Source organism: Pseudomonas sp. R84, from assembly GCF_009834515.1.
In the GTDB taxonomy this organism is placed as follows: domain Bacteria; phylum Pseudomonadota; class Gammaproteobacteria; order Pseudomonadales; family Pseudomonadaceae; genus Aquipseudomonas.
Genome location: NZ_CP019426.1, coordinates 397557 through 422161, shown reverse-complemented (window position 1 = coordinate 422161; position 24605 = coordinate 397557). Strand labels below are relative to the sequence as shown.

The window sequence follows — 24605 nt, the reverse complement described above, 5'->3', positions numbered from 1 at the left end:
GGGGAAAGGGAGCCGATTGCAGTGTGATGTAAAAGGCCTGAGCTCGGCTCGGTATTTCAGGTCGACGTAACTTGACCGGGCAACTCGGTCAGTCCCCTCTCCCTCAGGGAGAGGGTTAGGGTGAGGGGCCGCCGTGCACCGCATCAATGCACAATGACCCGCGATCGCGCACAGCCGCATCGCCACACTTCCCCCTAATAACACTGAAAACCCTTTTTTCATCAACACAAAAGCCCCGATGTACGGGGCTTTCGCGTTTCTGACCAGCTTTTTTGTTTCAGCAGATTAAAACCTGGCACGCCCCCTGCAATACCTCTTACAGGTGATTCGTTTCACCACCCGTTTCGGGGACCTTGGTACAGGCAGGCCGGGGATTCCCCTCTTTACATCGGGCTCATACCGCAACGCGACGAGCCCACCCTTTTGGGATCCTTGGTACAGGCAGGCCGGGGGTTCCCTCTTTACACCGGACCGACGCTCGCAGCGAAGTCCAGCCGTTTTGGGAACCCTGATACAGGCAGGTCAGGGATTCCCGCTTTTACACCACTCGCCGAGGCGTTCAGCCCGGCTTTAATCAAGCTTCGGACGTTTGGGTAAGTGGTGCAGGGGCTGGTTTTGCCGCCCCGAATCATTTTCCCGTATCTCTGCTTCAAGCCGGTCCAGCATTTTCCCAGGGCTGGGTTCATTGATCAGAATGTCCGTCAGCCGTGCCTTTTCGCCGGCGTCAGCTTTGACGTAGACCTCGAGAAACCACCAGACCCGCCGCTGCAGAAGCGGATACTCAACGTGAAACTCAGGCGTGCGGCTCAGTTTGCGGAGCCCGCCCGAAAGATGGCCAACGCTGTCCCAGAGTTCCAGTTTTTTAGGCACTTCTCCTGCCGGCACATGCTGCAACCAAAGATTTGCCGACGAATCATTACTTTCCGCTCCCAGCCAAATATCGGAGTCAGTTTTTATCCGTGCGCGTATTAACCGCCGGAGTGAGGCCGGGTCCGTTATTGGATTGCCGATGAGATTAAAGCCTGCTCTGAGTTCAACGGATTCCGGGATCGAGGTAATGCGATTGTTCGCCAGATTCAACACCTTCCCCGGAATCTCAGGGGTGATGCCCTCCGGAAATCTGTCTAACCTCATGTTGGAAAGATCCAGCTCCTGCAACGCAGTCATTGCTTTGAGTGAAGGTGCGACAGAAAGCGCATTGTCGCCTAGCCTCAATATTTCCAGGCTTGACGGCCCGCTGTCGGCATCAAGCCCGATAGGGATTCGGTGTATTCCGGCTCCTGTCAGGTCCAACACGCGCAACTCGGTCATCCCGGAGATGTCAGGATCCGTTAGCAAAACAACGCTCGGGTGTTGAAGAAACAACTGAGCGCGCAAGTCGTCGGGATAATAACTCAGCCTTGCCGCCTGTATTCTACCAAGCCTCAACACCTGCAATCTGGTCATGCCCCTCAGCGAAAAATCATCCTGTAAGTCACAATCCTGCAGGCTCAATTCTCTTAAACGGGGGAGCTTCACTAATTGCTCGGTAAAGCGCGAATCCATATTGAATCTTGAGTAAGCACGCTCATATATAGAGGCGCCGAAGGATCTTCTGGTGATTAACTGGCTTGTTACCGTCAGACTTTCAATGTTTGGAAACTGCGCAAAAAACACCTCAGGGTTCAGCGGTGCATGACCTCTTAACGTAAGAGAAACGACTGAGTTGAACTTCAATGAAAGCAACTTATCGACTGGCCATAGCGTGAGATTGATATCCAGCTTGAAACCCGACAGCCGCCCATCGTTATAGACCCGCTGATCAGGCTCACCTTGCCACTTGTACAATTGGCGTAGCCTGGTCCACATGCCAAACGCCTCAGATATCTCATGGGACTCGGGTACGTGATTTTGGTGGTTCGGGATGCTGACGTGTTCGCTGCCCAGTTGCGGTAGCCCGAGCTGAATACGTTTAAGCTCCACATCCGCCACATCCTTGTCACTGAACCGGGCGATAAAGTCATCTGCGTGTTGATCGGTCGAATCCGGAAAATACTGTTTGATCTGCGCTCGAGTGGCTGGCTCAACGACCTCACGCTGGTACCAGATGCCGCTGTCGGCATCGCGCAGCATCACCGGCCCCAAAAGCAACTCGCTTGTGCGTCGGGCTCGATGCAATCCCGTTTGCGGATCCACGGCGACAAGAACAAGGTCGCCACCGGCCACATCAGCGTAAGTTCGCTTGTTAAAAACCCTTAAACCTTCACTGTTGATTTCTGGAAGTATCGCCCGGGCATTGACTACGTAATGATCCAGCGAAGGCTGAGATGCTGGCAGACGAGTTTCAGCGGGAATCGTCTGAACGACGACGGCCGGAGCCGGATGGATGACATCAATGTCTGTAGCGCCGGCGCGCGAATGCGGATTGTCGAAAGTAATACCTGAGTCGACGCCTCTGCGGCCTGAGGGACCGGGGAGCGAAGTGTCCACTTCCACCGATCGATTCGAGCTGCCGGGAACATCCACGTGGGTACCGCCACCGCGCGGTGGTTTTACTGGCATGTTTTTTCATCCTTGAAAAAGTCGCCCTTCGCATTTGCCTAAGGGACGAAGGGATCGGCATCCTGCCGATCTGAAAGAGGAGCCTACGGTAGCGTGCGCAAGTGTTGAAGGAGATAGGAAAGGCAGACTGGCGCAGTGAGAAACAACGCCACGAAATGTAGGAGAGCACGAGAAGGACGGGAATTTTACAATCAGTCCGTTTGCAGTCGAATCTCCAGCCGCCAGCGGTCCTCGGCCTCGCTGCCTGTCCACTCACCCTGCAGCGGCCGCGCAGCCAGCACCGTCAGCAGCAAGCCACCGTCACTTTTGCGCGTACGCCAGTTCACGTCCTTGCCGTTGAGTTTGAACTGGCCCTTCTGCGCAGGGCCTTCAGCCTGGAACAACAGCGCCACCGTGCCGTCGATGATCTCGCCGTGCAGCTTGGGCTCATTGTTGAACCACACCACCAACCCGCCGTCAGTCACGTCAACCTGCTGCAACACCGTCGGATCCGGCGTGGTCAGGCGACCAATCATCAAGCCAATCATCACGCCGACAATCGCCAGCGAACCGATGACTCGCGGGAATAGTTTCGAACGGTTGTCCACAGGCGGCGTAGAATGCCGCTCATCTTTACCTTCGGAGCCGTGCATGTTTCACGTCATCCTTTTTCAACCAGAAATTCCGCCGAATACCGGCAACGTTATCAGGCTGTGCGCCAACAGCGGCTGCCACCTGCATTTGATCGAACCGTTGGGCTTCGAGATGGACGACAAGCGCTTGCGCCGTGCCGGTCTCGACTACCACGAATATGCCACGCTGCAACGTCATGCGGACCTGGCCAGTTGCCTGGAAAGCCTCGGCAACCCGCGACTGTTCGCGTTTACCACCAAGGGCTCGCGGCCGTTCCATGATGCCGCATTCGTACCCGGGGATGCGTTTCTGTTCGGCCCGGAAAGCCGTGGGCTGCCGGCGGACGTGCTCGACGCCCTGCCTGCCGACCAGCGCTTGCGCCTGCCGATGCGCGAAGGCTGCCGCAGCCTGAACCTGTCCAACACCGTGGCCGTCGCTGTGTACGAAGCCTGGCGCCAGAACGACTTTAAATAACACTACAAAACAAATGTGGGAGCGAGCCTGCTCGCGATTACGGAGTGTCAGTCAACATTGATGTGTCTGACAGACCGCTATCGCGAGCAGGCTCGCTCCCACATGGGGTGTTGCTAAACCGTCTTACTGAACGGTTGGCGTCTCGCCGCTTTCCTGCATGCGCTGCAGCTCTTGCGCGTACAGGGCATCGAAATTCACCGGAGCCAGCATCAGTGCCGGGAACGAACCGCGGGTCACCAGGCTGTCCAGGGTTTCGCGCGCGTACGGGAACAGGATGTTCGGGCAGAACGCACCCAGGGTGTGGCTCATCGAAGCCGCGTCGAGGTTCTTGATCAGGAAGATACCGGCCTGTTGCACTTCAGCGATGAAGGCGACTTCTTCACCGTTTTTCACGGTGACGGACAGGGTCAGCACGACTTCGTAGAAATCACCTTCCAGCGCTTTCTGGCGAGTGTTCAGATCCAGCGCGACTGCCGGATCCCACTGCTGGCGGAAGATCGCCGGGCTTTTCGGGGCTTCGAAGGACAGGTCGCGTACGTAGATGCGCTGCAAGGAGAATTGCGGTGCGGTTTCTTCTTCGCTGGCTGCAGTGTTCTGTTGGTCAGTCATCTCAGATCCTTATCGATCTTGGGTCTTTTAGGGAGTGCTGTACGTGGGTGCAGCCGTTCAGGCCTTGAGCAGCGCGTCGAGTTTGCCCGCGCGCTCCAGGGCATACAAATCATCACAACCGCCGATGTGCTTGTCGCCGATCCAGATCTGCGGCACGGAGGTGCGTCCGGCCTTCTGGCTCATGGCAGCACGAATCTGCGGCTTGCCATCGACCTTGATCTCTTCGAAGGCCACACCTTTGTTCGCGAGCAATTGCTTGGCTCGCATGCAGTAAGGGCAGTAATCGCTGGAGTAGACGATGACGTCGCTCATATCACTTCACCAACGGCAGGTTGTCGCCTTTCCAGCTGGAAATCCCGCCGGACAGCTTGGCGGCGGTGAAGCCGGATTTCATCAGCTCGCGAGCGTGGGTGCCGGCGGTCTGGCCCAGGGCGTCGACCAGAATAATGGTCTTGGCCTTGTGTTTTTCCAGCTCGGCGACGCGCGCAGCCAGTTTGTCCTGGGGAATGTTGATCGCGCCAACGATGTGGCCGGCAGCGAAATCCTTGGCCGGACGGATGTCCACCACCACGCCTGCGTCTTTGTTGACCAACGCGGTCAGCTCGCCGGTGCTCAGGCTTTTACCGCCGCCCTGCATCGTGTGCGCCAGCAGCAGAGCCAGCAGTACGACGAAGATACCGACAAGAATGTAGTGGTTAGTGGCAAATTCAATCAGGTGAGCAACCATCGAAGGAGGTTCCAGGGCGTTAAAATGTCGGCCAGTATACACAGCCACTATGGTCGGCCAAACCCCGTCCGGCGGTGACGCGGTCGGAACTTAGCTTTAAACTCCAACTCCCTTTTCCATCGCCCTCTTCTTTATTAGCCACGAGTGGATTCCATGACGACTACGCCTAAACCTTTGGTCCTGATGATTCTCGACGGCTTCGGTCACAGCGACAGCCCTGAATCCAATGCCGTTTTTGCGGCGAAGAAGCCCGTCCTTGATCGCCTGTGGGCCACCGTGCCCAACGGCTTGATCTCGGGCAGCGGCATGGACGTCGGTCTGCCGGACGGCCAGATGGGCAACTCCGAAGTCGGCCACATGAACCTCGGCGCCGGCCGCGTGGTGTATCAGGACTTCACCCGCGTGACCAAGTCGATCCGCGACGGCGAATTCTTCGAGAACCCGACCATCTGCGCCGCTGTGGATAAAGCCGTGGCCGCCGGTAAAGCCGTGCACCTCATGGGCCTGTTGTCCGATGGCGGCGTGCACAGCCACCAGGATCACTTGATCGCCATGGCCGAACTGGCCTTCAAGCGTGGCGCTGAAAAAATCTACCTGCACGCTTTCCTCGATGGCCGCGACACCCCGCCGAAAAGCGCTGCATCGTCGATCGAGTTGCTCGACGCGACCTTCCAGGCACTCGGCAAGGGCCGCATCGCCAGCATCATCGGCCGCTACTTCGCCATGGACCGCGACAATCGCTGGGATCGTGTCGCTCAGGCGTACAACCTGATCGTCGATGGCAACAGCGAATTCAACGCGGCCACCGCGCAGGAAGGCCTGGACGCTGCTTACGCTCGCGGCGAGAGCGACGAATTCGTTAAAGCCACTACCATCGGTGAGCCGGTAAAAGTCGAAGATGGCGACGCAGTGGTGTTCATGAACTTCCGCGCCGACCGTGCCCGCGAGCTGACTCGCGTATTCGTCGAAGACGACTTCAAGGATTTCGAACGCGCACGCCAGCCGAAACTGGCTGGCTTCGTCATGCTGACCCAATACGCGGCAAGTATTCCGGCACCGTCGGCATTCGCGGCGGGCAGCCTGGAAAACGTCCTTGGCGACTATCTGGCGAAGAACGGCAAAACCCAGCTGCGCATCGCTGAAACCGAGAAGTACGCACACGTGACCTTCTTCTTCTCCGGCGGTCGTGAAGAACCGTTCCCGGGCGAAGAACGCATCCTGATCCCGTCGCCGAAAGTCGCCACTTACGACTTGCAGCCGGAAATGAGCGCACCCGAGGTTACCGATCGCATCGTCGACGCCATCGAAAACCAGCGTTACGACGTGATCGTGGTCAACTACGCCAACGGTGACATGGTTGGCCATAGTGGCGTGTTTGACGCAGCCGTGAAGGCCGTTGAATGCCTCGACACTTGCGTGGGGCGCATTGTTGAAGCACTGGAAAAAGTCGGTGGCGAAGCGCTGATCACTGCTGACCACGGTAACGTTGAGCAAATGGCTGACGAATCCACTGGCCAGGCGCACACCGCGCACACCACTGAGCCGGTGCCGTTCATTTACGTCGGCAAGCGTGACCTGAAAGTCCGTGAAGGCGGCGTGCTGGCGGACGTGGCGCCGACCATGCTGAAACTGCTGGGCCTGGAAAAACCGGCGGAAATGACCGGCACTTCGATTCTGGTCTGACCCTAATCGTCAAAGCACCGCAAAACCCTGTAGGAGTGAGCCTGCTCGCGATAGCCATCTGACAGTCAACTACTCTGTTGAATGTCAGTAAGCCATCGCGAGCAGGCTCACTCCTGCATTGGTTTGCGGTGTTTTTCAGGCCAGTTATCACACAGCCCCAATTGGGCGTTTTTTTTGCAGCCTCGGGCGGGCATACTAGGCCGTCCATTACCCTGGTGCCGCCCGCCTCTATGCTCCGCGTCCTGATCGCCCTCGCTCTGACCTGCCTGCTCCAACCGGCCTTCGCTGACGAGCGCGCGCAAACCCAACAGCAGTTGGACGCCACGCGTCAGGACATTGCCGAGCTGAAAAAGCTGCTGAGCAAAGTCCAGGAAGAAAAATCCGGCGTACAGAAAGAGCTCAAGGGCACTGAAACCGAGCTGGGCAAGCTGCAGAAACAGGTCGATGCGCTGCAGAAAGAACTGCAGAAAAGCGAATCCGAGCTGCAGCGACTCGATGCAGAGAAAAAAAAACTCCAGAGCGCGCGCACTGAACAGCAGCGACTGATCGCCATTCAGGCCCGTGCGGCTTATCAGAACGGTCGGCAGGAATACCTCAAGCTGCTGCTCAACCAGCAGAATCCCGAGAAATTCGCCCGCACCCTCACCTATTACGATTACCTGAGCCAGGCCCGCCTGGAGCAGTTGAAGAACTTCAACGAAACCCTGCGCCAGCTGGCCAATGTCGAAAAAGACATTGCTGCCCAGCAGGCACAGTTGCTGGTGCAGAAAAGCAGCCTCGATACCCAGCGCGACGAACTGGAAAATGTTCGCAAGGAACGTCAGCAGGTCCTCGCCAAGCTCAACGATGACGTGAAAGCCCGCGACCAGAAACTCGCCGCCCGCGAGCAGGATCAGGCAGACCTGTCTAAAGTCCTTAAAACCATTGAAGAAACCTTGGCCCGTCAGGCCCGTGAGGCAGAAGAAGCGCGGCAGAAAGCGCTGATCGCCCAGCAGGAAGCGGAAAAAAAGCGTTTGCGTGAGGCGCAGGCTGAAAACAGCGACGCCCCACGGAAACCGGTCAAATCCACTCCCGGCGTGCTGGTCTCCAGCAGCGGCGAGACCTTCGGTGGCCCTTTTGCTGCAACCCGGGGAAAACTTCCATGGCCGGTTGATGGTCGACTGCTGGCACGCTTCGGCGAAAGCCGTGGCGACGATGCCCGGACCAAGTGGGACGGCGTGATGATCAGCGCCTCCGCTGGCAGCCAGGTGCATGCGGTACACGGTGGTCGTGTGGTGTTTGCCGACTGGTTGCGTGGCGCCGGTCTGCTGGTGATCCTCGATCACGGTAACGGTTTTCTGAGTCTTTACGGTCACAACCAGACGCTGCTCAAGTCGGCCGGTGATGTGGTTAAAGCCGGTGAGTCCATCTCCACTGTCGGTAATAGTGGCGGTCAGGACACATCAGCGCTGTATTTCGCAATTCGTCAGCAGGGTCACCCGAGTGATCCGGCGCAATGGTGTCGTGCGCAAGGATAAGCGCACCGCCTAATTAAGGAGTTCGTTCGACATGCTGCATTTGTCCCGCCTTACCTCGCTGGCCCTGACGATCGCTCTGGTGATCGGCGCGCCTCTGGCGTTCGCCGCGCAACCGGCCCCGGCCGTCGCTCCGGCAGGCACTGCCGCGACCTCCAAGGCGCCGTTGCCGCTGGAAGAGTTGCGCACCTTTGCCGAGGTCATGGACCGGATCAAAGCCGCTTACGTCGAGCCGGTGGACGACAAGACCCTGCTGGAAAACGCGATCAAGGGCATGCTCAGCAACCTTGATCCGCACTCGGCCTACCTTGGCCCTGAAGATTTCACCGAGCTGCAGGAAAGCACCAGCGGTGAATTCGGCGGCCTGGGCATCGAAGTCGGCGCCGAAGACGGTTTCATCAAAGTGGTCTCGCCAATCGATGACACCCCGGCGTCGAAGGCCGGTATTCAGGCCGGCGACTTCATCGTCAAGATCAATGGTGCGCCAACGCGCGGCCAGACCATGACCGAAGCCGTGGACAAGATGCGCGGCAAGATCGGCCAGAAAATCACCCTGACCTTGGTACGCGACGGCGGCACGCCATTCGACGTGACTCTGGCCCGTGCGGTGATTCAGGTGAAGAGCGTCAAGGCGCAGCTGCTGGAAACCGGCTACGCGTACATCCGCATCACCCAGTTCCAGGTCAAGACCGGCGAAGAGGTCTCCAAGGCCCTGGCCAAGCTGCGCAAGGACAACGGCAAGAAGCTCAACGGCATCATTCTCGACCTGCGCAACAACCCGGGCGGCGTGTTGCAGGCGGCGGTGGAAGTGGTCGACCACTTCATCACCAAAGGTCTGATCGTCTACACCAAAGGCCGGATCGCCAATTCCGAACTGCGCTTCTCGGCCACCGGCAAAGACGAAAGCGAAGCGGTGCCGATGGTTGTGTTGATCAACGGTGGCAGTGCCTCGGCCTCGGAAATCGTCGCCGGTGCCCTGCAGGATCAAAAACGCGCGGTGGTCATGGGCACCACCAGTTTCGGCAAAGGCTCGGTACAAACCGTGCTGCCGCTGAACAACGACCGTGCACTGAAGATCACCACGGCGCTGTACTTCACGCCGAACGGCCGCTCGATTCAGGCGCAGGGCATCGTCCCGGACATCGAAGTGCGCAAAGCCAAGATCACCAACGAGGCGGACGGCGATTACTTCAAGGAAGCCGACCTGCAAGGTCACTTGGGCAACGGCAACGGCGGCGCGGACAAACCGACCGGCTCCGGCGCCAAGCCCAAAGCCATGCCGCAGGATGACGATTACCAATTGGCCCAGGCCCTGAGCCTGCTCAAAGGGCTGAGCATCACATCCGGCCGCTGAGGATGTCTTTGCGTTTCGTCTTCGTTCTGTTGTGCTGTCTGGCAGGTGCTGCTCACGCAGAGCCCGCCAGCCCGAAACCGCACAAAGCCTACCTGACACTGATCATCGACGACCTGGGGCAGAATCTGCCCCGGGATCGCCGCGTGCTGGCCTTGCCCGGCCCGGTGACCACGGCGATCATGCCTGATACCCCGCACGCCACCGAGTTCGCCCGCGAAGCCCATCGCGCCGGCAAGATTGTCATTCTGCATATGCCAATGGATCCGGCCACCGGGCCGTTCGCCTGGCACCCCGAACTGCCCATCGAAGAACTGGAAAAACGCCTGAACGCCGCGTTCAAAATGGTCCCGTACACCGCCGGCATCAATAACCACATGGGCAGCCGCATGACCGCGCAGCCAGTGGCGATGGCATGGTTGATGGGCGAATTGCAGCGCCGGCACAAGTTCTTCGTCGATAGCCGCACCAGCGCCCAGACCGTCGCCGCGCAGCAGGCGCAGAAGATCGATCTGGCCAGCGTGTCGCGGGATGTGTTCCTTGATGACGAGCGCACTGAAACCGCGATTTACACGCAACTGCAGACTGCGATCAACCTGGCGCGCAAACAGGGTTCGGCGGTGATGATCGGCCATCCGTATCCGCAAACGCTGGCGGTGCTGGAGCGCGAATTGCCGAAGTTGAAGGCTCAGGGCATCGAGTGGATCGATATCAAACAGATGATCAGCGTACGCAGCAATCGCGCCATGGCTGGCCATGGCAAGGACGGCGTGTATCGGTAGCACTTTGTGACGCTGACACATACATAGTTACCACCCGATAACCATCTCCGTTCCCGATAGTGCGACCTGCAACAGGTCGTGACGCCCTCGCGTCGCTTTCAACTATCAGGAATCATCATGACTATCGAAGACAACACCGCAGCCCACCCCAAGCAGATGGAACCGATCACGCAGGACAATCTGCTGATCAACTTCACCACGGAGTTTCACCGGGTCTGGAGCACCAACGGTTCCAAAGCAAAACCCGCCACGTTCTGGCGCCCCACCCCTGCTCCGGATGCATTGCCGGGCTACTTTCCGCTGGGCGACGTGCTCATTCCCGGCGGCACCAATATCAATGGCGAAATGGTCGCAGCGGTGGTCTGCGAGAAAGATATGGAAGGGGCCCAGAGCACTAAAGGGAAGGCACTGGCCCGCCCTGTCGACTTTGAACTTGTCTGGAAAGAAACCGGGGCGCCCAGTGTCACACCCATGTCGATCTGGCGACCTTTGGCCCCTGTAGGCTACGTCGCTCTGGGGCTCGTGTGCTCCAACGATCACTGTAAACCTTCGTTGAACTCGGTGCGCTGCGTCAGGCTCGACCTGGTGATCGCAGCGAACGTCGGCGAGTTGATCTGGAATGACAAGGGCAGCGGCGCCAAACTCAGTTTCAGCGCCTTTGGCATCGAACCGCCGACTGCCGCCGCAGGCGACATCCATTTTGCGCCCTGCACCTTCGTGGGCATCCAGGGTTATAGCAAGCCTGTAGCACCCTCGACGGCGTACAGCCTGCGCATGCAAATCCCGCTACAAGTCAGCGCACCGCCGCCAATTCCGATTCTGACCGGGTACGCGAAGCCCGCAGTAAACGAACCTGCCACTGTCACCCAGATTGCCCACCTGCCTTGGTTTGTAGTGCGAGACCATGCTCATCCCGGCGAACAATTTCGCAATTCGCCCTACTACGCACTGAAAAGAACTGACGAATACTTGCTCATTGGTCACGAACGCAATGAGTCGGACAAGTATCGGGCCGTTAAATGGACGGCGCCGCGTGCGCAAAACGCGGTGACGATGCGCATGTTCCAGGGTTTTACCGCCATGGAAATCGTCAAAGCCTGGCCGACCATGCCTCTCAGCGATATCCGCCTGACAAAGTTCTCAGCCTGCCTGCCGAAGAGTTTGACCCACACCGAGACGTCTTCCAGCGGCTGGAACGAGCTACGACCTCAAGTGGTGATTGGCATGGCGCCGAAGCAAACAGCCGTCGCGGTTTATCAGCTGCAAAGCCATTACGAGTTGGTACGGGAAGACGGCACTCAAGTAGCGGTCGACTTTGGTTATACCGACGATTCAAGCGTGCTGTTGACGCAATATCCGCCGGAGTCCGTCGCGGTCGTCAGCGCATGTCCGCCACTGAAGACAGACACCCCGGCAGATCCGGACATCGATGGCACCAACGTTAGCGCGCAACCACAACCGGACCTGGAGGTTGCTATAGATAGCGCGCCATGATTTCGTCGACCACACCTTCCTTGCGCAGCTGATCCAGCGCAGCCTGAAGCCTGGCGACGACTTCATCGGAGACGTCCTTGTTCAGCGCCAGGTACAACTCGGCACTGTTGAAGCGCAGCACGGTTTTCAGGCCGGTGACCCCATCCTGCCGTGCCAGATAACGGCCGGCAGGATCACCAGTGGCCCACAGATCAATCTGGCCATTGACGAGTTTCTTCGCGTTGTCCTGATCGCGCAGTACCACGATCGGCTTCAGGCCTTGTTTGGTCAATGTCTCGGCAATCGCATCGCCCTTGTAGGCGCCGATCTTGTATCTACGCGCATCATTGAGGGTTTCGAGGGTGATCTTGCTGTCAGCCTTGGCCAGCATGATCCAGTCATCGGGACCGATGGGACCAACCCATTTGAAGAGTTTTTCGCGGTCTGGCAGACGCGCCATCACAAAGGCGCCGTAACCGGGATTTTCCAAAGCCAGTTTATAGACACGCTCCCAAGGAAAGCGCAGGGTCAGGCTGTAGGTGATGCCGGCGCGCTGGAACACCTCACGGACGATGTCGGTGGCGATGCCGTTGATGTTCTCACCCTGGGCGAAATTCTTGCCGTTCTTCGCCATGTTGTACGGCGGGAAGTTTTCGGTTAGAAGCACCAGATCGGTGTCGGGACTGTTTTCGGCCCGGGCAATGTTGATGAGCAACATCGATGCACTGGCGCAAACAAGAAGCAGGCGTTTGATCATGTCGGGCTACCGGAATCCATGGCGTGCCCAAGAGTGCCTTGGGTGCGCCATGCTGTCCACTGGCCTGTATCGATCTTGACGCTTAACGCATGACGATGCCGCGTTTGGCCATGTAGGCCTTGGCTTCCTGCACGGTGTATTCGCCGAAGTGGAAAATACTCGCCGCCAATACAGCGCTGGCGTGGCCTTCGAGAATACCGTCAGCCAGATGCTGCAAGTTGCCGACACCGCCGGAAGCGATCACTGGAATGCCCAGCGCATCGCTGATCGCGCGGGTCACGCCGAGGTCGAAGCCGTTTTTCATGCCGTCCTGATCCATGCTGGTCAGGAGGATTTCGCCGGCGCCGAGGCCTTCCATTTTCTTCGCCCACTCGACTGCGTCGAGGCCGGTTGGCTTGCGCCCGCCGTGGGTGAAGATTTCCCAACGCGGGGTCTCGCCCGGGCCGGAAACCTTCTTGGCGTCGATGGCAACGACGATGCACTGCGAGCCGAAATGCTGCGCCGCTTCACCAACGAATTCCGGGTTGAACACGGCAGCGGTGTTGATCGAGACCTTGTCCGCACCGGCATTCAGCAGGTTACGGATGTCCTGCACGGTACGCACACCACCGCCGACGGTCAGCGGGATGAACACCTGACTGGCCATGCGCTCGACGGTATGCAGCGTGGTGTCGCGGCCATCGACGCTGGCGGTGATGTCGAGAAAGGTAATCTCGTCGGCGCCCTGCTCGTCGTAACGACGGGCGATTTCCACCGGGTCACCGGCGTCGCGGATGTTTTCGAACTTCACACCTTTGACGACCCGGCCGTTGTCCACGTCCAGGCAAGGGATGATGCGTTTGGCCAGCGCCATGGTCAGTCCTCAGCCTTGGTACGAATCGCAGAAAGCTTGCGCTTCGGCGACGTCGAGGGTGCCTTCATAAATCGCCCGGCCGGTGATGGCGCCGATGATGCCCGGCGCCCTGGCGTCGAGCAGCGACTTGATGTCACCCAGATTGTGGATGCCGCCGGAAGCGATCACCGGGATTTTCGTGGCAGCGGCCAGCGCAGCGGTGAACGGCACATTGCAGCCCTGCATCATGCCGTCTTTGGCGATGTCGGTATAAACGATCGAGGACACGCCGTCGGCTTCAAACTGCTTGGCCAGATCGATGACCTGCACGGTGCTGATTTCAGCCCAGCCATCGGTGGCGACAAAGCCGTCTTTGGCGTCCAGACCAACAATGATCTTGCCTGGGAACGCGCGGCAGGCTTCAGCGACGAATGCAGGATCTTTCACGGCTTTGGTGCCGATGATCACGTAGCTCACGCCCGCCTTGACGTAGTGCTCGATGGTTTCCAGCGAGCGGATGCCGCCACCGATCTGGATCGGCAGGGTCGGGTAGCGTTTGGCGATTGCGGTGACCACTTCGCCGTTGACTGGCTGGCCTTCGAACGCGCCGTTCAGATCGACCAGATGCAGACGGCGGCAACCGCCCTCCACCCACTTGGCAGCCATGCTCACCGGGTCATCGGAGAACACTGTGGAATCTTCCATGCGGCCCTGGCGCAGACGTACGCAGGCACCGTCTTTAAGATCGATAGCGGGAATAATCAGCATCTGGCAAACCTTCAAATTTGAATGTTCAGCTTGGCTCGGAAATCAGTTTTTCTCGAGCGCCCACAGGTCGCTTTCGATGCTTTCAAACCGCTCTTTGAGGTGGGTCTGCACATCGAAAATCGCCCTGTTGTAATAGTGCGGAGCAATTTCGCGGGTAAACAGCTCAAGAATTTCCGCCGCTTCGAACGAACCCAGGTCCAGTTCGAAGCGGTCTTCCATGAACCGCTGAATCTTGCGATTGGCCTCGTTCTCCTGCTCGGGAGTGAGGGTCAGAATCGGCGGTTTGGATTTCTTGGCAGCCATTTACCAGCGACCGTCCCACGCGGCGAAGTTCTGCAGCAATTGCAGGCCATGGGTATGGCTTTTCTCCGGGTGGAACTGCACGGCGAAACGCGAGCCATCGGCCAGCGCCGCAGCGAAATCGACGCCGTAATGACCGCCTCCCACCACTTGCCGCGCATTGGCGGCGGCGATGTAGTAGCTGTGCACGAAGTAGAAACGCGCCATGTCCGGAATGTCATGCCACAGCGGATGGCTGACCATCTGTTTCACTTCGTTCCAGCCCATGTGCGGGACTTTCAGGTGCTCGCCGTCTTCATGCAGGTCTTTGCCGAAGAATTTCACCGCACCCGGGAACAGACCGATGCAGTCGACGCCATCGTTCTCTTCGCTGGTGTCGAGCAAGGCTTGCATGCCGACACAGATGCCGAGGAACGGACGATCCTGACTGACTTCGCGCACCAGCGAATCGAAACCGAGGCGACGGATTTCCGCCATGCAATCGCGAATCGCGCCAACACCGGGGAACACCACGCGGTCAGCTTCGCGAATTACCGCAGCATCGCTGGTGATCAGCACTTTACCGGCACCGACGTGCTCGAGGGCCTTGGCCACCGAGTGCAGGTTGCCCATGCCGTAATCGATAACTGCCACCGTCTGCATTACAGAACGCCTTTGGTCGATGGCATTTGCCCGGCCATGCGCTCATCCAGCTCGACGGCCATGCGCAGCGCGCGGCCGAAAGCCTTGAACACGGTTTCGATCTGGTGGTGGGTGTTGGTGCCGCGCAGGTTGTCGATGTGCAGGCTGACCAGCGCATGGTTGACGAAGCCCTGGAAGAATTCCTGGAACAGGTCTACGTCGAAACCACCGACGCTGGCGCGGGTGTACGGCACGTGCATCTGCAGGCCTGGACGGCCGGAGAAGTCGATGACCACGCGCGACAGCGCTTCATCGAGCGGCACGTAGGCATGACCGTAGCGACGGATGCCTTTTTTATCGCCGATGGCTTTGGCAAATGCCTGGCCGAGGGTGATACCGACGTCTTCCACCGTATGGTGGTCGTCGATATGCAGATCGCCCTTGCATTCAATATCCAGGTCGATCAACCCGTGACGGGCGATCTGATCCAGCATGTGCTCAAGAAAAGGAACACCGATATCGAATCGGGCCTTTCCGGTGCCATCAAGGTTGATCGAGGCTTTGATCTGGGTTTCCAGAGTGTCGCGCTCGACAGAAGCCTTACGTTCGGCCATCACCAGCTCCGCAAAATCATTGGGCGAAAAAGGCAGCCATTATAGGCACGCGGGGCGTAAACAGAAACACGAGAGGTGAGATGGCTGACGGATAGAACGCCCGGCTGTCGCGGGTAGACATGTCCATACAAGCCATTACAGGCAGCGCAAAAACAAATGTGGGAGCGAGCCTGCTCACGAATGCGGTGGGTCAGCCAACAATTAAGTTGACTGACATTCCGTCTTCGCGAGCAGGCTCGCTCCCACAGGTTCGGTGTTTATTCAGCTAACACCTTAGTGAAACAGTACCGCCGTCTTCTGCAGGGTCACCCACACACCCCACGCCAACGGAATACCCACCACCAGCCACGCAGCGATCGCCAGCGGCTTGCTGCCCGGCGCGGCTTTCCACTCCAGAACCGTGCTGGCATCAGCACCCTTGTCATGGCCCAGCGCCTGTTCGGCCGCCAGTTCCGCGTCGGTCATGAAGTACTTGTCGGCCACCGGACGCACCATCAGATTGCACAGGAAACCCAACACCAGCAGACCGGCGAGGATGTACAAGGTGATGTCGTATGCGGCAGCACGTTCAACGCCGATGCTCAGCTGATATTCACGCAGGTAGTTCACCAACACCGGACCCAGCACGCCAGCCGCAGCCCAAGCCGTCAGCAGACGACCGTGGATCGCACCAACCATCTGCGTACCGAACAGGTCAGCCAGGTACGCCGGAACCGTGGCGAAACCGCCGCCGTACATCGACAGAATGATGCAGAACGCCGCCACGAACAGTGCAACGTTGCCCAAATGACCCATGTTCGGGATCAGCGCGTACAGGGCAAAACCCAGGGCGAAGAACACGAAATAGGTGTTTTTGCGGCCCAGGTAGTCCGAGAACGAGGCCCAGAAGAAGCGGCCACCGATGTTGAACAGGCTCAACAGACCGGTGAAACCGGCAGCAATCGCCGCGATCGACGCCAGTTGCCCGGCATCGAGCTGGCCAAATGGCACATCAACACCCAGCAACTTGCCGCCGAACACTTCCTGCAGCAGTGGCGAAGCCATGCCGAGGATACCGATACCGGCGGATACGTTCAGGCACAGCACCAGCCAGACCAGACGGAATTGCGGGGTTTTCCACGCCACATTCACGTGCACGTGGCGATGCGTGATCATCGAATTGGAAGCCTTTTTCGCCGGAGCGGTCCAGCCTTCAGGTTTCCAGCCGGTTGGCGGCACGCGGTAAGCCAGCGCGCCACCGATCATGAACACAAAGTAGATAGCAGCCATGGCCACGAAGCTCTGCCAGACGCCAACACCTTCAGCCGAGCCAAAGTGGCTCATCAGCGCGGTTGCCAGCGGTGCGCCGACCATCGCGCCGCCACCGAAGCCCATGATCGCCATGCCAGTGGCCATGCCGCGCTTGTCCGGGAACCACTTGATCAGGGTCGAAACCGGCGAGATATAGCCCAGACCCAGACCGATACCACCGATCACGCCGGAGCCGATCCACATCAGCCAAATCTGGTGGGTATAGATACCCAGCGCCGAAATCAGCAGACCGCCGCACCAGCATAGTGCCGATACCACGCCGGCCTTGCGAGGGCCTGCGTGTTCGAGCCAGCCACCCCAGATCGCTGCCGAGCAGCCGAGGAAGATGAAGAACAGGGTGTAGATCCAGCCGAGCATGGAGATCGGCCAGTCGCATTGCGACGAAAACACTTGTGCGATGAAGCTCATGTCCGGTGCGCAAGCCACCGGAGCAGTAACGCCCAGCGCCTTGGACAGCGGCAACCAGAACACCGAGAAGCCGTAGGCCATGCCGATGCACAGGTGGATGGCCAGAGCGGCCGGTGGAACCAGCCAACGGTTGAAACCGGGTTTGGCGATGATGCGTTCCTTGGACAGGAACGCGGGCTGGTCGGCTTTGAGGCCGTCCGCCGTGATGCTCGTGCTCATTGTGTATCCCCCAATTATTAGTATGGTTCGCCAGCCACTGTTCACCCCCGGCCTTTATGCACGCAGGCATGACCGTTTTTTTGGGTGAAGCTCCTTGAAGGCGCGACGTTAAGTCGCAGAAGGACGGACGAACGGGCGAAGGTTACCATTTGCACGTGACAGAAAAACCAAACTGATATCACCTTTTTTCTGTCATCTGTTCTCGTACCACCAGGAAAACGTCATGCCGATCATTGTCCAAGCCTTGAAAGACGCCAGCTATCAGGATCAACAGGATCTGCAGAAGATCTATCGCGACGCGCCAGAATGGCTGTTCACGCCGTTTTCCGGGGAGGCTGACCTGATCGAAGGCGCCCTCGCAGACGGCTCTTTTATTGCTGGCCGCTTCAACGACCGCTTGCTCGGTGCAGCCATTCTGCAAAGGCACCACGACGTCTGGTACTTGTCCCATTTATGCGTAAGAAAAGTTACCCGCCGCCGTGGGGTTGCCGAACGGCTGGTGAACCAAGCGCAGAAAATGGCGTCGCAAGCGGGGGCCGAACTGCGCCTGCTGGCCCCTGCGGAGCATCTTGAGGCTCAGGCACTGGCCGCCAAGTTGCAGGTACCGCTGGAGGTCCTGGCAACATGACGTCACAGCGAACCGGGTGGTTGCAGCGCTATACTCCCCGGCTAAATTACGAATTCGACTAACTACAAGGACTCGCCCATGAAAGCGTTCGGCAAAATCCTGGGTCTGGTACTTCTCGGGCTGTTGCTGATCATCGTGGCGGCAGGTTTTGCCCTGACCCACCTCTTCGATCCCAACGATTACAAAGACGAGATCCGCCAGATAGCCCGCGACAAGGCCCACATCGAGCTGACGCTCAATGGCGATATCGGCTGGAGCCTGTTCCCATGGCTTGGCCTGGAATTGCACGAGGCCAGCGTCGCCACCCTGGTCAAACCTGCCGAACCGTTTGCCGATTTGCAGATGCTCGGTCTGTCCGTGCGCGTGCTGCCGCTGCTGCGCCGTGAAGTGCAGATGAGCGACGTGCGCGTCGAAGGCCTGAACCTGCGCCTGAACCGCGACAAGGACGGCCACGGCAATTGGGAAGACATCGGCAAGGTGCCCGCCCCTGCCGGAGCAACGCCGCCAGCCGCTACCCCGGGCCAGCCGGCCAGCGAAGCCCCTGTTGCAGTGGAAAAACCGCCGCAGCCGATCCGCCTCGACATCGATAGCCTGACCGTCAACAACGCCCGCGTTGAATACAACGACGAGAAGACCGGCAAGCAATTCAGCGCCGAAAGTATCCAGCTGAGCACCGGCCCGGTACACGACTCGACCAATATCCCGGTGAAAGCCACTGCATTCCTCGGTACTAATCAGCCGGTTCTGCGCGTGCGTACCGAACTCACCGGCGAGCTGCGCATCGAGCGCGCGCTGCAACGCTACAGGTTCGAAGACATGAAGCTGTCCGGCGAACTGGCCGGCGATCCGTTGCAAGGCAAAACCATGACATTCGCAGCTCAGGGCCAGTTATCGCTGGACAAAGCCGCGAACGTCGCCGAATGGACTGGCATCAAGATCTCCGCCAACCAGTTGCGCGCCTTGGGCGAACTGAAAGCCAACGACCTCGACAAGACCCCGCAGATCAGCGGCGGCATCTCCATCGCCCAGTTCGATCTGGCGAAGTTCGTCGACAGCATCGGTCAGAAACTCCCGGCCATGGCCGAAGGCAGTCTGAGCAAGGTCGAACTGGTCAGCCGCGTTGCTGCCACGCCAACCAGCATCGCCTTCGACAACATCAACCTGAAACTCGACGACAGCAGCTTCAGCGGCCGCATCGCCGTCGAAGACTTCGCCAAGCAATCGTTGCGGGCGATCCTCAAGGCTGACACGTTCAACGCTGACCGTTACCTGCCACCAAAATCGGAAAAAGCCGCCAACGCCACACAAACGCGCCAAGCTGAAGTCGCCAGCACCGAAGCCGATGCCATGGCCGGCGCGGGCTCAACGCCTCTGCCGGACAAACCAAGCAAAACCGCCTGGAGCACCGAGCGCTTGTTACCGGTTGAACGTTTAGCCAAACTCGATGTGGACGCCGACCTGACCTTCGGCCAGCTGACTCTCGACAAATTGCCGATCCAGAACGCCGCACTGAAAGCTACCGGCCAGGGCGGCCTGCTGACCCTGACCAACCTGAGCGGCGAGCTGTACAACGGCGGCTTCGCAGCCAACGGCACACTTGATGTGCGCCCGAGCGCGCCAGTGCTGAACCTGCAGACCAGACTCAACCGCGTCCCCGTAGAAAAAATCCTCGAAAGCCAAGGCAAGAGCCCGCCGGTAAAAGGTCTGGTAACCCTCACCAGCAACGTAACCGGCAGCGGTAACAGCCAGCAGGCACTGATCGATACGCTTAACGGCAACGCCAGTTTCGTGATCAACAACGGCGTGCTGCTCAACGCCAACCTTGAGCAGCAACTGTGCAAAGGCATCGCCACGCTTAACCGCAAAACCCTCAGCGGCGAGCCACGCGGCAAGGACACACCGTTCCAGGAGCTGAAAGGCAACCTGACCTTCCGCAATGGCATTGCCAGCAACCCGGATCTGAAGGTGCGCATCCCCGGCATGACCGTCAACGGTGACGGCGACATCGACCTGCGTGTGCTCGGCATGGATTACCGCGTCGGCATCATCGTCGAAGGCGATACCAGTGCCATGCCGGATCCGGCGTGTCAGGTCGGCGAAAAATTCGTCGGCATCGAATGGCCGCTGCGCTGCCGTGGCCCTCTCGAATTGGGCGCCAAGGCCTGCCGCGTCGACAACGATCGCCTCGGTCAGGTCGCAACCAAGCTGGCCGGCGACAAGCTCAGCGAGAAGATCGACGAGAAACTCGGTGACAAGGTCAGCCCGGAATTGAAAAACGCATTGAAGGGGCTGTTCAAGCGATGAGAGCGGAGCAATTTTCCACGGCGGTGCTGGATTGGTTCGACCGCCACGGCCGCCACGATCTGCCTTGGCAGCAGGACATCAACCCGTATCGGGTATGGGTGTCGGAGATCATGTTGCAGCAGACCCAGGTCAGCACGGTGCTCAACTATTTCGACCGTTTCATGGCCGCGCTGCCGACGGTCGAAGCGCTGGCCGAAGCCCCCGAAGACGAAGTGCTGCATCTGTGGACGGGGCTGGGTTACTACACCCGCGCACGCAATTTGCAGAAGACCGCAAAGATTGTCGTCAGCCAGTACGGCGGCGAATTTCCGCGTGACGTTGAAAAGCTTACGGATCTGCCGGGCATTGGCCTGTCCACCGCTGGTGCCATCGCCAGCATCAGCATGGGCCTGCGCGCGCCGATTCTCGACGGCAACGTCAAACGCGTGCTGGCACGCTTTACCGCGCAAGAGGGCTATCCCGGGGAGCCGAAGGTCGCCAAACAGCTCTGGGCCAACGCTGAGCGCTTTACGCCGCACGATCGGGTCAACGCTTACACCCAGGCGATGATGGATCTCGGCGCCACACTGTGTACGCGCAGCAAGCCGAGTTGCCTGCTGTGTCCACTGGAGCGTGGCTGCGAGGCGCACATGCTCGGCCTCGAAACCCGCTACCCGATTCCCAAGCCGCGCAAAGCCATCCCGCAGAAGCGCACGCTGATGCCGATGCTCGCCAATGGCGACGGCGCGATTCTGCTTTACCGCCGCCCCTCAACAGGTTTGTGGGGCGGCCTGTGGAGCCTGCCGGAACTCGATGACCTCGACGACCTGCAACATCTCGCCGATCAGCACTCGCTGACCATGGGCGAGCAGCAGGCCCTGCCGAGCCTTGTCCATACGTTCAGCCATTTCCAGCTGTCCATCGAACCCTGGCTGGTTCAGGTGCAGGAGGCCGCCCATCACGTGGCCGAGGCCGACTGGCTCTGGTATAACCTCGCCACCCCGCCGCGCCTGGGCCTCGCCGCCCCGGTCAAAACCTTGCTCGAACGCGCGGCCGCCGTCTTGAATGCAGGAGAGTCGCCATGACCCGCACTATCATGTGCCGTAAGTACAAAGAAGAATTGCCCGCGCTGGAACGTGCTCCTTTCCCGGGCGCCAAAGGTCAGGATATTTTTGACCACGTCTCCGCCAAGGCCTGGGCTGACTGGCAGAAACACCAGACCCTGCTGATCAACGAAAAACGTCTGAACATGATGAACGCCGAAGATCGCAAATATCTTCAGGGCGAAATGGACAAGTACTTCTCCGGCGAGGAATACGCCAAGGCCGAAGGCTACGTTCCGCCTGCAGAGTAAACCCTGCAAAATCGGGGGTCGGATCGTAAGCGACGGAATTAATTTAAGAAATTTTAAAAAAGTCGTTGACGTAAATCCGAAAAACCCTTTTAATGCGCCCCGTTGCCCAGATAGCTCAGTCGGTAGAGCAGGGGATTGAAAATCCCCGTGTCGGCGGTTCGATTCCGTCTCTGGGCACCAAATACCGAAAACCCTGAATCGCAAGATTCAGGGTTTTTTTATGCCTGCGATTTAACAGGCCGCGCTTCACCCCCTCTTTCAGTGCTTTTGCTGGCCATTATTTTGATGTTAGGCTCCGTCAGCTTTTTCCGGCAGGTCATTGCTGACTGTCGAGAATGTTCGCTGGGCAGTTCAGCCCTGATGACCGGCGTTTAACGCATTACCCAATTAACGCACTCCGCGCCCTCTAATCATCGGAACCTACCGAGGTTATTGCAGGCAGCAGGAGAGTTGCGTCTGCAAGCAGGATCGCTTGCAGAACAAAGACCCCTCATAAAGTTGTCATGGAGGACAAGACCTCAGCGCAGGTCATCTGCTGTTGTTTCAACTGTCAGGCAAGCGACAGCAAACATTGAACCGGCATTCAACACTTGTTTGAACTGTCGCGTCACAGCGCCCTGTGCCCTCCCGAAAAAACCAGACCTGTATCAACTCGCCCACGTCCGGATCTGTGCGTGCGCTCGGCACGCATTGCATCATCGAAACAGCCAACAGCTCCCACAAAAAAATACAAAGGGAGCCGATACGACAGGGATGTAAACAATGACCGAAGTCCTACAACAAACCAATAAAACCGTTGAGTCTTTAGTTGAACAGGAAGTCAGAACTTTCAGTTTTGATACGCAACAAGCAAAGCTGCTGCACACCTTCTCCGAAGAACTGGCGGTCATGGGCGGGCCACAAATCGCAGGTGCCAAGTCCAAGGCCTCGCTGGCAGCGACCGAGTTGAAGTTTTCGTTTTCCAAGGATCAATGCGAACTACTGGGCGCTTACTCAGACGGCCTGGTTTCCCTGCTGATTTTTGAGGGGATGCAAACATTCACCGAGACCAGCCCACCGGATGAACTTCCCGAGCTGGCCGCTCTGGAGAATCGTCACGACGTACTGTGTCTGGCGGCACGCAATCAGATTCTGTTGAAACTGGTGGATAACAGCTCCTTTGCCTACGACATGGACAACGAAGGCAAACTCGTCCGGCTCGTCGCCAACTTCAAGGGCGGCGGGCTGACCAAAATCAATGATGAACCGGAAATCAAAGAGCTGAGTTCCCACTCCGGTCTCGCGCTCGGCCCGCACACCGAAGCGCCGTACTGGTGCGCCGTCAATGCGCAGGACGGGCACTCGCCCTCGCCTTCGTCGTTGATTCTATCGGCGCTGTGGAATCCAGGCCTGGAACCGACCTCGGTGATTCCGCTGCCACCTCTGCTGGACGAAATCGGCGTCACTGGATGCCTCGCACTGACGACAGGCAGCTTCCAGTTCACCCGCAGCGACTCTTTCGTCAATGGCAAGGGCGAAGACGGCCGGAATGTTTCGATTCTGGAGTTCGATGACAACGTCGGATTCGCCGCGCGATTCAACTCTTACCGTTTTTCGGTCAACGAAAACGCCTCGGACTTTGTAAAAGCGGCTTATTCCGCGCTTTGCCAAAGCGTGGGTAAAGCAACACCGGTGCAATACACACTGACGCAAGAATCGGCCATGGTGATCAATAACGTCCGGGCCCTGCACTGTCGTGATGTCATCAAAGACAATCGACGTGTACTGGTGCGCATCTTCGGCTTGTCGAAGTTCTCGTCGCCGATCGTCATTTCAGACGATCCGCTGCTGATTCAGGGCTGATATTTACCGCACGTCAAAGCTGCAGAATGGCCAGTCATGTGGATGGCTGGCCAATAACTATAAAAGGGAAAATGTAATGGCTTGGGATGTAATTGGCATGTTGGCGCTCGTGGCTTTTTGCGCCGGTTTTTTTGATGCGATTGCCGGGGGAGGTGGATTGATTACTTTGCCTGCCTTGTTTCTGGCCGGTGTCGACCCGATCAGTGCGATTGCCACCAACAAGTTCCAGGCCGCGTCGGCGACTATTTCGGCCACGGTCACTTTCGCTCGCAAAGGCATGATTGAATGGCGCGAAGGACGTTTCCTGGTTATCTGCGCATTTCTCGGCGGCGCCAGCGGAGCACTCTTGGTCAGTTCTATTGATAAGCGCTATCTGGAAGTGTGCGTGCCCGTCATGCTTATTCTGGTGGCGATCTACTTTGCGCTCTCGCCGAAACTGGCCCATGAGGATCGTCGCAAGAGAATCGGCATTCTACTGTTCTCGTTCACCGTGGCGCCGATCCTGGGCTTCTACGACGGCATCTTCGGTCCGGGTGTAGGCTCGTTCTTTATCGTCGGTTTCGTGCTGCTCTGCGGGCTTGGCATGATGCGGGCCATGAGCTTCACCAAACTGGCCAACGCTTCGTGCAACCTGGGTTCGCTGTCAGTTTTCATCACCAAAGGCGTGATCATCTGGCCGATCGCGATTGCCATGGCTTTGGCAGCCTTTCTTGGCGCACAACTCGGCGCCAGAGCCGCCGTGCGCGTCGGCCCACGCTTGATCAAACCCATGTTGATCGTGGTCTGCTGCGCCTTGGCGATCAAGCTGCTGAGCGTGGAGACCAATCCATTGCGTGTTGCTGTCCTGCACACCCTGGCAGCCCTGTGATCAGTCGGTTGGCGTTGACCGGCGCGTCTCGACT

24 protein-coding genes and 1 tRNA gene are annotated in these 24605 nt (G+C 58.6%); 13 read left to right on the top strand and 12 right to left on the bottom strand.

Going from position 1 to position 24605, the window contains the following annotated elements:
- Nucleotides 1-570: 570 nt before the first annotated feature.
- Together PspR84_RS01965 and PspR84_RS01960 are read right to left on the bottom strand one after the other, a co-directional pair.
- Nucleotides 571-2541: a leucine-rich repeat domain-containing protein gene (locus PspR84_RS01965; RefSeq protein WP_238785195.1), complete on the bottom strand. Its 1971-nt coding sequence runs from the start codon at nucleotides 2539-2541 to the stop codon at nucleotides 571-573.
- A gap of 191 nt (nucleotides 2542-2732) precedes the next feature.
- Entirely contained in the window at nucleotides 2733-3173 is a 441-nt protein-coding gene (locus PspR84_RS01960) for a hypothetical protein (protein WP_160055008.1), read from the bottom strand.
- On the opposite strand from PspR84_RS01960, the gene trmL reads away from it, so the two are divergent.
- Nucleotides 3172-3627 carry a tRNA (uridine(34)/cytosine(34)/5-carboxymethylaminomethyluridine(34)-2'-O)-methyltransferase TrmL gene (gene trmL / locus PspR84_RS01955; RefSeq protein ID WP_065615411.1) on the top strand — a complete coding sequence of 152 codons (456 nt, stop codon included), beginning with the start codon at nucleotides 3172-3174 and terminating at the stop codon, nucleotides 3625-3627. The two genes, PspR84_RS01960 and trmL, sit on opposite strands and share 2 nt — an antisense overlap.
- 123 nt (nucleotides 3628-3750) lie before the next feature.
- On the opposite strand, the gene secB is transcribed toward trmL, so the two are convergent.
- From secB to PspR84_RS01940, 3 genes are read right to left on the bottom strand one after another with little or no spacing between them, the layout of a single operon-like run.
- A complete protein-coding gene (gene secB, locus PspR84_RS01950; protein WP_007909233.1) occupies nucleotides 3751-4236 on the bottom strand; it encodes a protein-export chaperone SecB in 486 nt (161 codons plus the stop codon).
- A 57-nt stretch (nucleotides 4237-4293) separates the two neighbouring features.
- Entirely contained in the window at nucleotides 4294-4548 is a 255-nt protein-coding gene (gene grxC, locus PspR84_RS01945) for a glutaredoxin 3 (protein WP_160055005.1), read from the bottom strand.
- Between the two features lies 1 nt (nucleotide 4549).
- Nucleotides 4550-4963: a rhodanese-like domain-containing protein gene (locus tag PspR84_RS01940; protein ID WP_077570333.1), complete on the bottom strand. Its 414-nt coding sequence runs from the start codon at nucleotides 4961-4963 to the stop codon at nucleotides 4550-4552.
- A gap of 153 nt (nucleotides 4964-5116) precedes the next feature.
- Here PspR84_RS01940 and gpmI point away from each other — a divergent pair, with 153 nt between their 5' ends.
- The 5 genes from gpmI to PspR84_RS01915 all read left to right on the top strand — a co-directional run bounded on the left by gpmI (nucleotide 5117) and on the right by PspR84_RS01915 (nucleotide 11787).
- Entirely contained in the window at nucleotides 5117-6646 is a 1530-nt protein-coding gene (gene gpmI, locus PspR84_RS01935; RefSeq protein WP_160055002.1) for a 2,3-bisphosphoglycerate-independent phosphoglycerate mutase, read from the top strand.
- A gap of 230 nt (nucleotides 6647-6876) precedes the next feature.
- Nucleotides 6877-8163 (top strand): murein hydrolase activator EnvC, encoded by a 1287-nt coding sequence (locus PspR84_RS01930; RefSeq protein WP_160054999.1) that lies wholly within the window; start codon nucleotides 6877-6879, stop codon nucleotides 8161-8163.
- 31 nt (nucleotides 8164-8194) lie between these two features.
- Nucleotides 8195-9514, top strand: coding sequence for a S41 family peptidase (locus PspR84_RS01925; protein WP_016986344.1), 1320 nt, complete (start codon nucleotides 8195-8197; stop codon nucleotides 9512-9514).
- 2 nt (nucleotides 9515-9516) lie between these two features.
- The gene (locus tag PspR84_RS01920; RefSeq protein ID WP_160054997.1) at nucleotides 9517-10293 is read left to right on the top strand and encodes a divergent polysaccharide deacetylase family protein; all 777 of its coding nucleotides are present in this window, start codon (nucleotides 9517-9519) and stop codon (nucleotides 10291-10293) included.
- Nucleotides 10294-10410: 117 nt separating this feature from the next.
- Nucleotides 10411-11787: a Vps62-related protein gene (locus tag PspR84_RS01915; RefSeq protein ID WP_160054994.1), complete on the top strand. Its 1377-nt coding sequence runs from the start codon at nucleotides 10411-10413 to the stop codon at nucleotides 11785-11787.
- On the opposite strand, the gene PspR84_RS01910 is transcribed toward PspR84_RS01915, so the two are convergent.
- The 7 genes from PspR84_RS01910 to PspR84_RS01880 form a co-directional block, all read right to left on the bottom strand.
- Nucleotides 11768-12523, bottom strand: coding sequence for an ABC transporter substrate-binding protein (locus tag PspR84_RS01910; RefSeq protein ID WP_160054991.1), 756 nt, complete (start codon nucleotides 12521-12523; stop codon nucleotides 11768-11770). The two genes, PspR84_RS01915 and PspR84_RS01910, sit on opposite strands and share 20 nt — an antisense overlap.
- A gap of 82 nt (nucleotides 12524-12605) precedes the next feature.
- Nucleotides 12606-13376: an imidazole glycerol phosphate synthase subunit HisF gene (gene hisF / locus PspR84_RS01905; RefSeq protein ID WP_007909211.1), complete on the bottom strand. Its 771-nt coding sequence runs from the start codon at nucleotides 13374-13376 to the stop codon at nucleotides 12606-12608.
- A gap of 9 nt (nucleotides 13377-13385) precedes the next feature.
- The gene (hisA, locus tag PspR84_RS01900) at nucleotides 13386-14123 is read right to left on the bottom strand and encodes a 1-(5-phosphoribosyl)-5-[(5-phosphoribosylamino)methylideneamino]imidazole-4-carboxamide isomerase (RefSeq protein WP_160054988.1); all 738 of its coding nucleotides are present in this window, start codon (nucleotides 14121-14123) and stop codon (nucleotides 13386-13388) included.
- A gap of 42 nt (nucleotides 14124-14165) precedes the next feature.
- On the bottom strand, nucleotides 14166-14426 hold the full coding sequence (locus tag PspR84_RS01895; protein WP_003220751.1) for a DUF2164 domain-containing protein: 261 nt from the start codon (nucleotides 14424-14426) through the stop codon (nucleotides 14166-14168).
- Nucleotides 14427-15065 carry an imidazole glycerol phosphate synthase subunit HisH gene (gene hisH, locus PspR84_RS01890; RefSeq protein ID WP_160054985.1) on the bottom strand — a complete coding sequence of 213 codons (639 nt, stop codon included), beginning with the start codon at nucleotides 15063-15065 and terminating at the stop codon, nucleotides 14427-14429. It abuts the gene before it with no gap.
- Nucleotides 15065-15658 (bottom strand): imidazoleglycerol-phosphate dehydratase HisB, encoded by a 594-nt coding sequence (hisB, locus tag PspR84_RS01885; RefSeq protein ID WP_160054982.1) that lies wholly within the window; start codon nucleotides 15656-15658, stop codon nucleotides 15065-15067. The genes hisH and hisB overlap by 1 nt, the downstream gene beginning before the upstream one ends.
- A 273-nt stretch (nucleotides 15659-15931) precedes the next feature.
- On the bottom strand, nucleotides 15932-17596 hold the full coding sequence (locus tag PspR84_RS01880; RefSeq protein WP_160054979.1) for an OFA family MFS transporter: 1665 nt from the start codon (nucleotides 17594-17596) through the stop codon (nucleotides 15932-15934).
- Between the two features lie 223 nt (nucleotides 17597-17819).
- Between PspR84_RS01880 and PspR84_RS01875 the strand changes: the two genes are divergently transcribed.
- The 7 genes from PspR84_RS01875 to PspR84_RS01845 all read left to right on the top strand — a co-directional run bounded on the left by PspR84_RS01875 (nucleotide 17820) and on the right by PspR84_RS01845 (nucleotide 24571).
- The gene (locus PspR84_RS01875; protein WP_160054976.1) at nucleotides 17820-18224 is read left to right on the top strand and encodes an acetyl-CoA sensor PanZ family protein; all 405 of its coding nucleotides are present in this window, start codon (nucleotides 17820-17822) and stop codon (nucleotides 18222-18224) included.
- A 78-nt stretch (nucleotides 18225-18302) separates the two neighbouring features.
- Nucleotides 18303-20528, top strand: coding sequence for an AsmA family protein (locus PspR84_RS01870; protein WP_160054973.1), 2226 nt, complete (start codon nucleotides 18303-18305; stop codon nucleotides 20526-20528).
- A complete protein-coding gene (gene mutY, locus PspR84_RS01865) occupies nucleotides 20525-21592 on the top strand; it encodes an A/G-specific adenine glycosylase (protein ID WP_160054970.1) in 1068 nt (355 codons plus the stop codon). The genes PspR84_RS01870 and mutY overlap by 4 nt, the downstream gene beginning before the upstream one ends.
- Nucleotides 21589-21861 (top strand): oxidative damage protection protein, encoded by a 273-nt coding sequence (locus PspR84_RS01860; RefSeq protein WP_008024947.1) that lies wholly within the window; start codon nucleotides 21589-21591, stop codon nucleotides 21859-21861. Before mutY ends, PspR84_RS01860 begins: the two co-directional genes overlap by 4 nt.
- A gap of 104 nt (nucleotides 21862-21965) precedes the next feature.
- Nucleotides 21966-22041: transfer RNA gene (locus PspR84_RS01855), tRNA-Phe, on the top strand.
- A 582-nt stretch (nucleotides 22042-22623) separates the two neighbouring features.
- Nucleotides 22624-23703 (top strand): hypothetical protein, encoded by a 1080-nt coding sequence (locus PspR84_RS01850; protein ID WP_160054967.1) that lies wholly within the window; start codon nucleotides 22624-22626, stop codon nucleotides 23701-23703.
- Between the two features lie 76 nt (nucleotides 23704-23779).
- Nucleotides 23780-24571, top strand: coding sequence for a TSUP family transporter (locus tag PspR84_RS01845; RefSeq protein WP_160054964.1), 792 nt, complete (start codon nucleotides 23780-23782; stop codon nucleotides 24569-24571).
- Nucleotides 24572-24605: the final 34 nt, after the last annotated feature.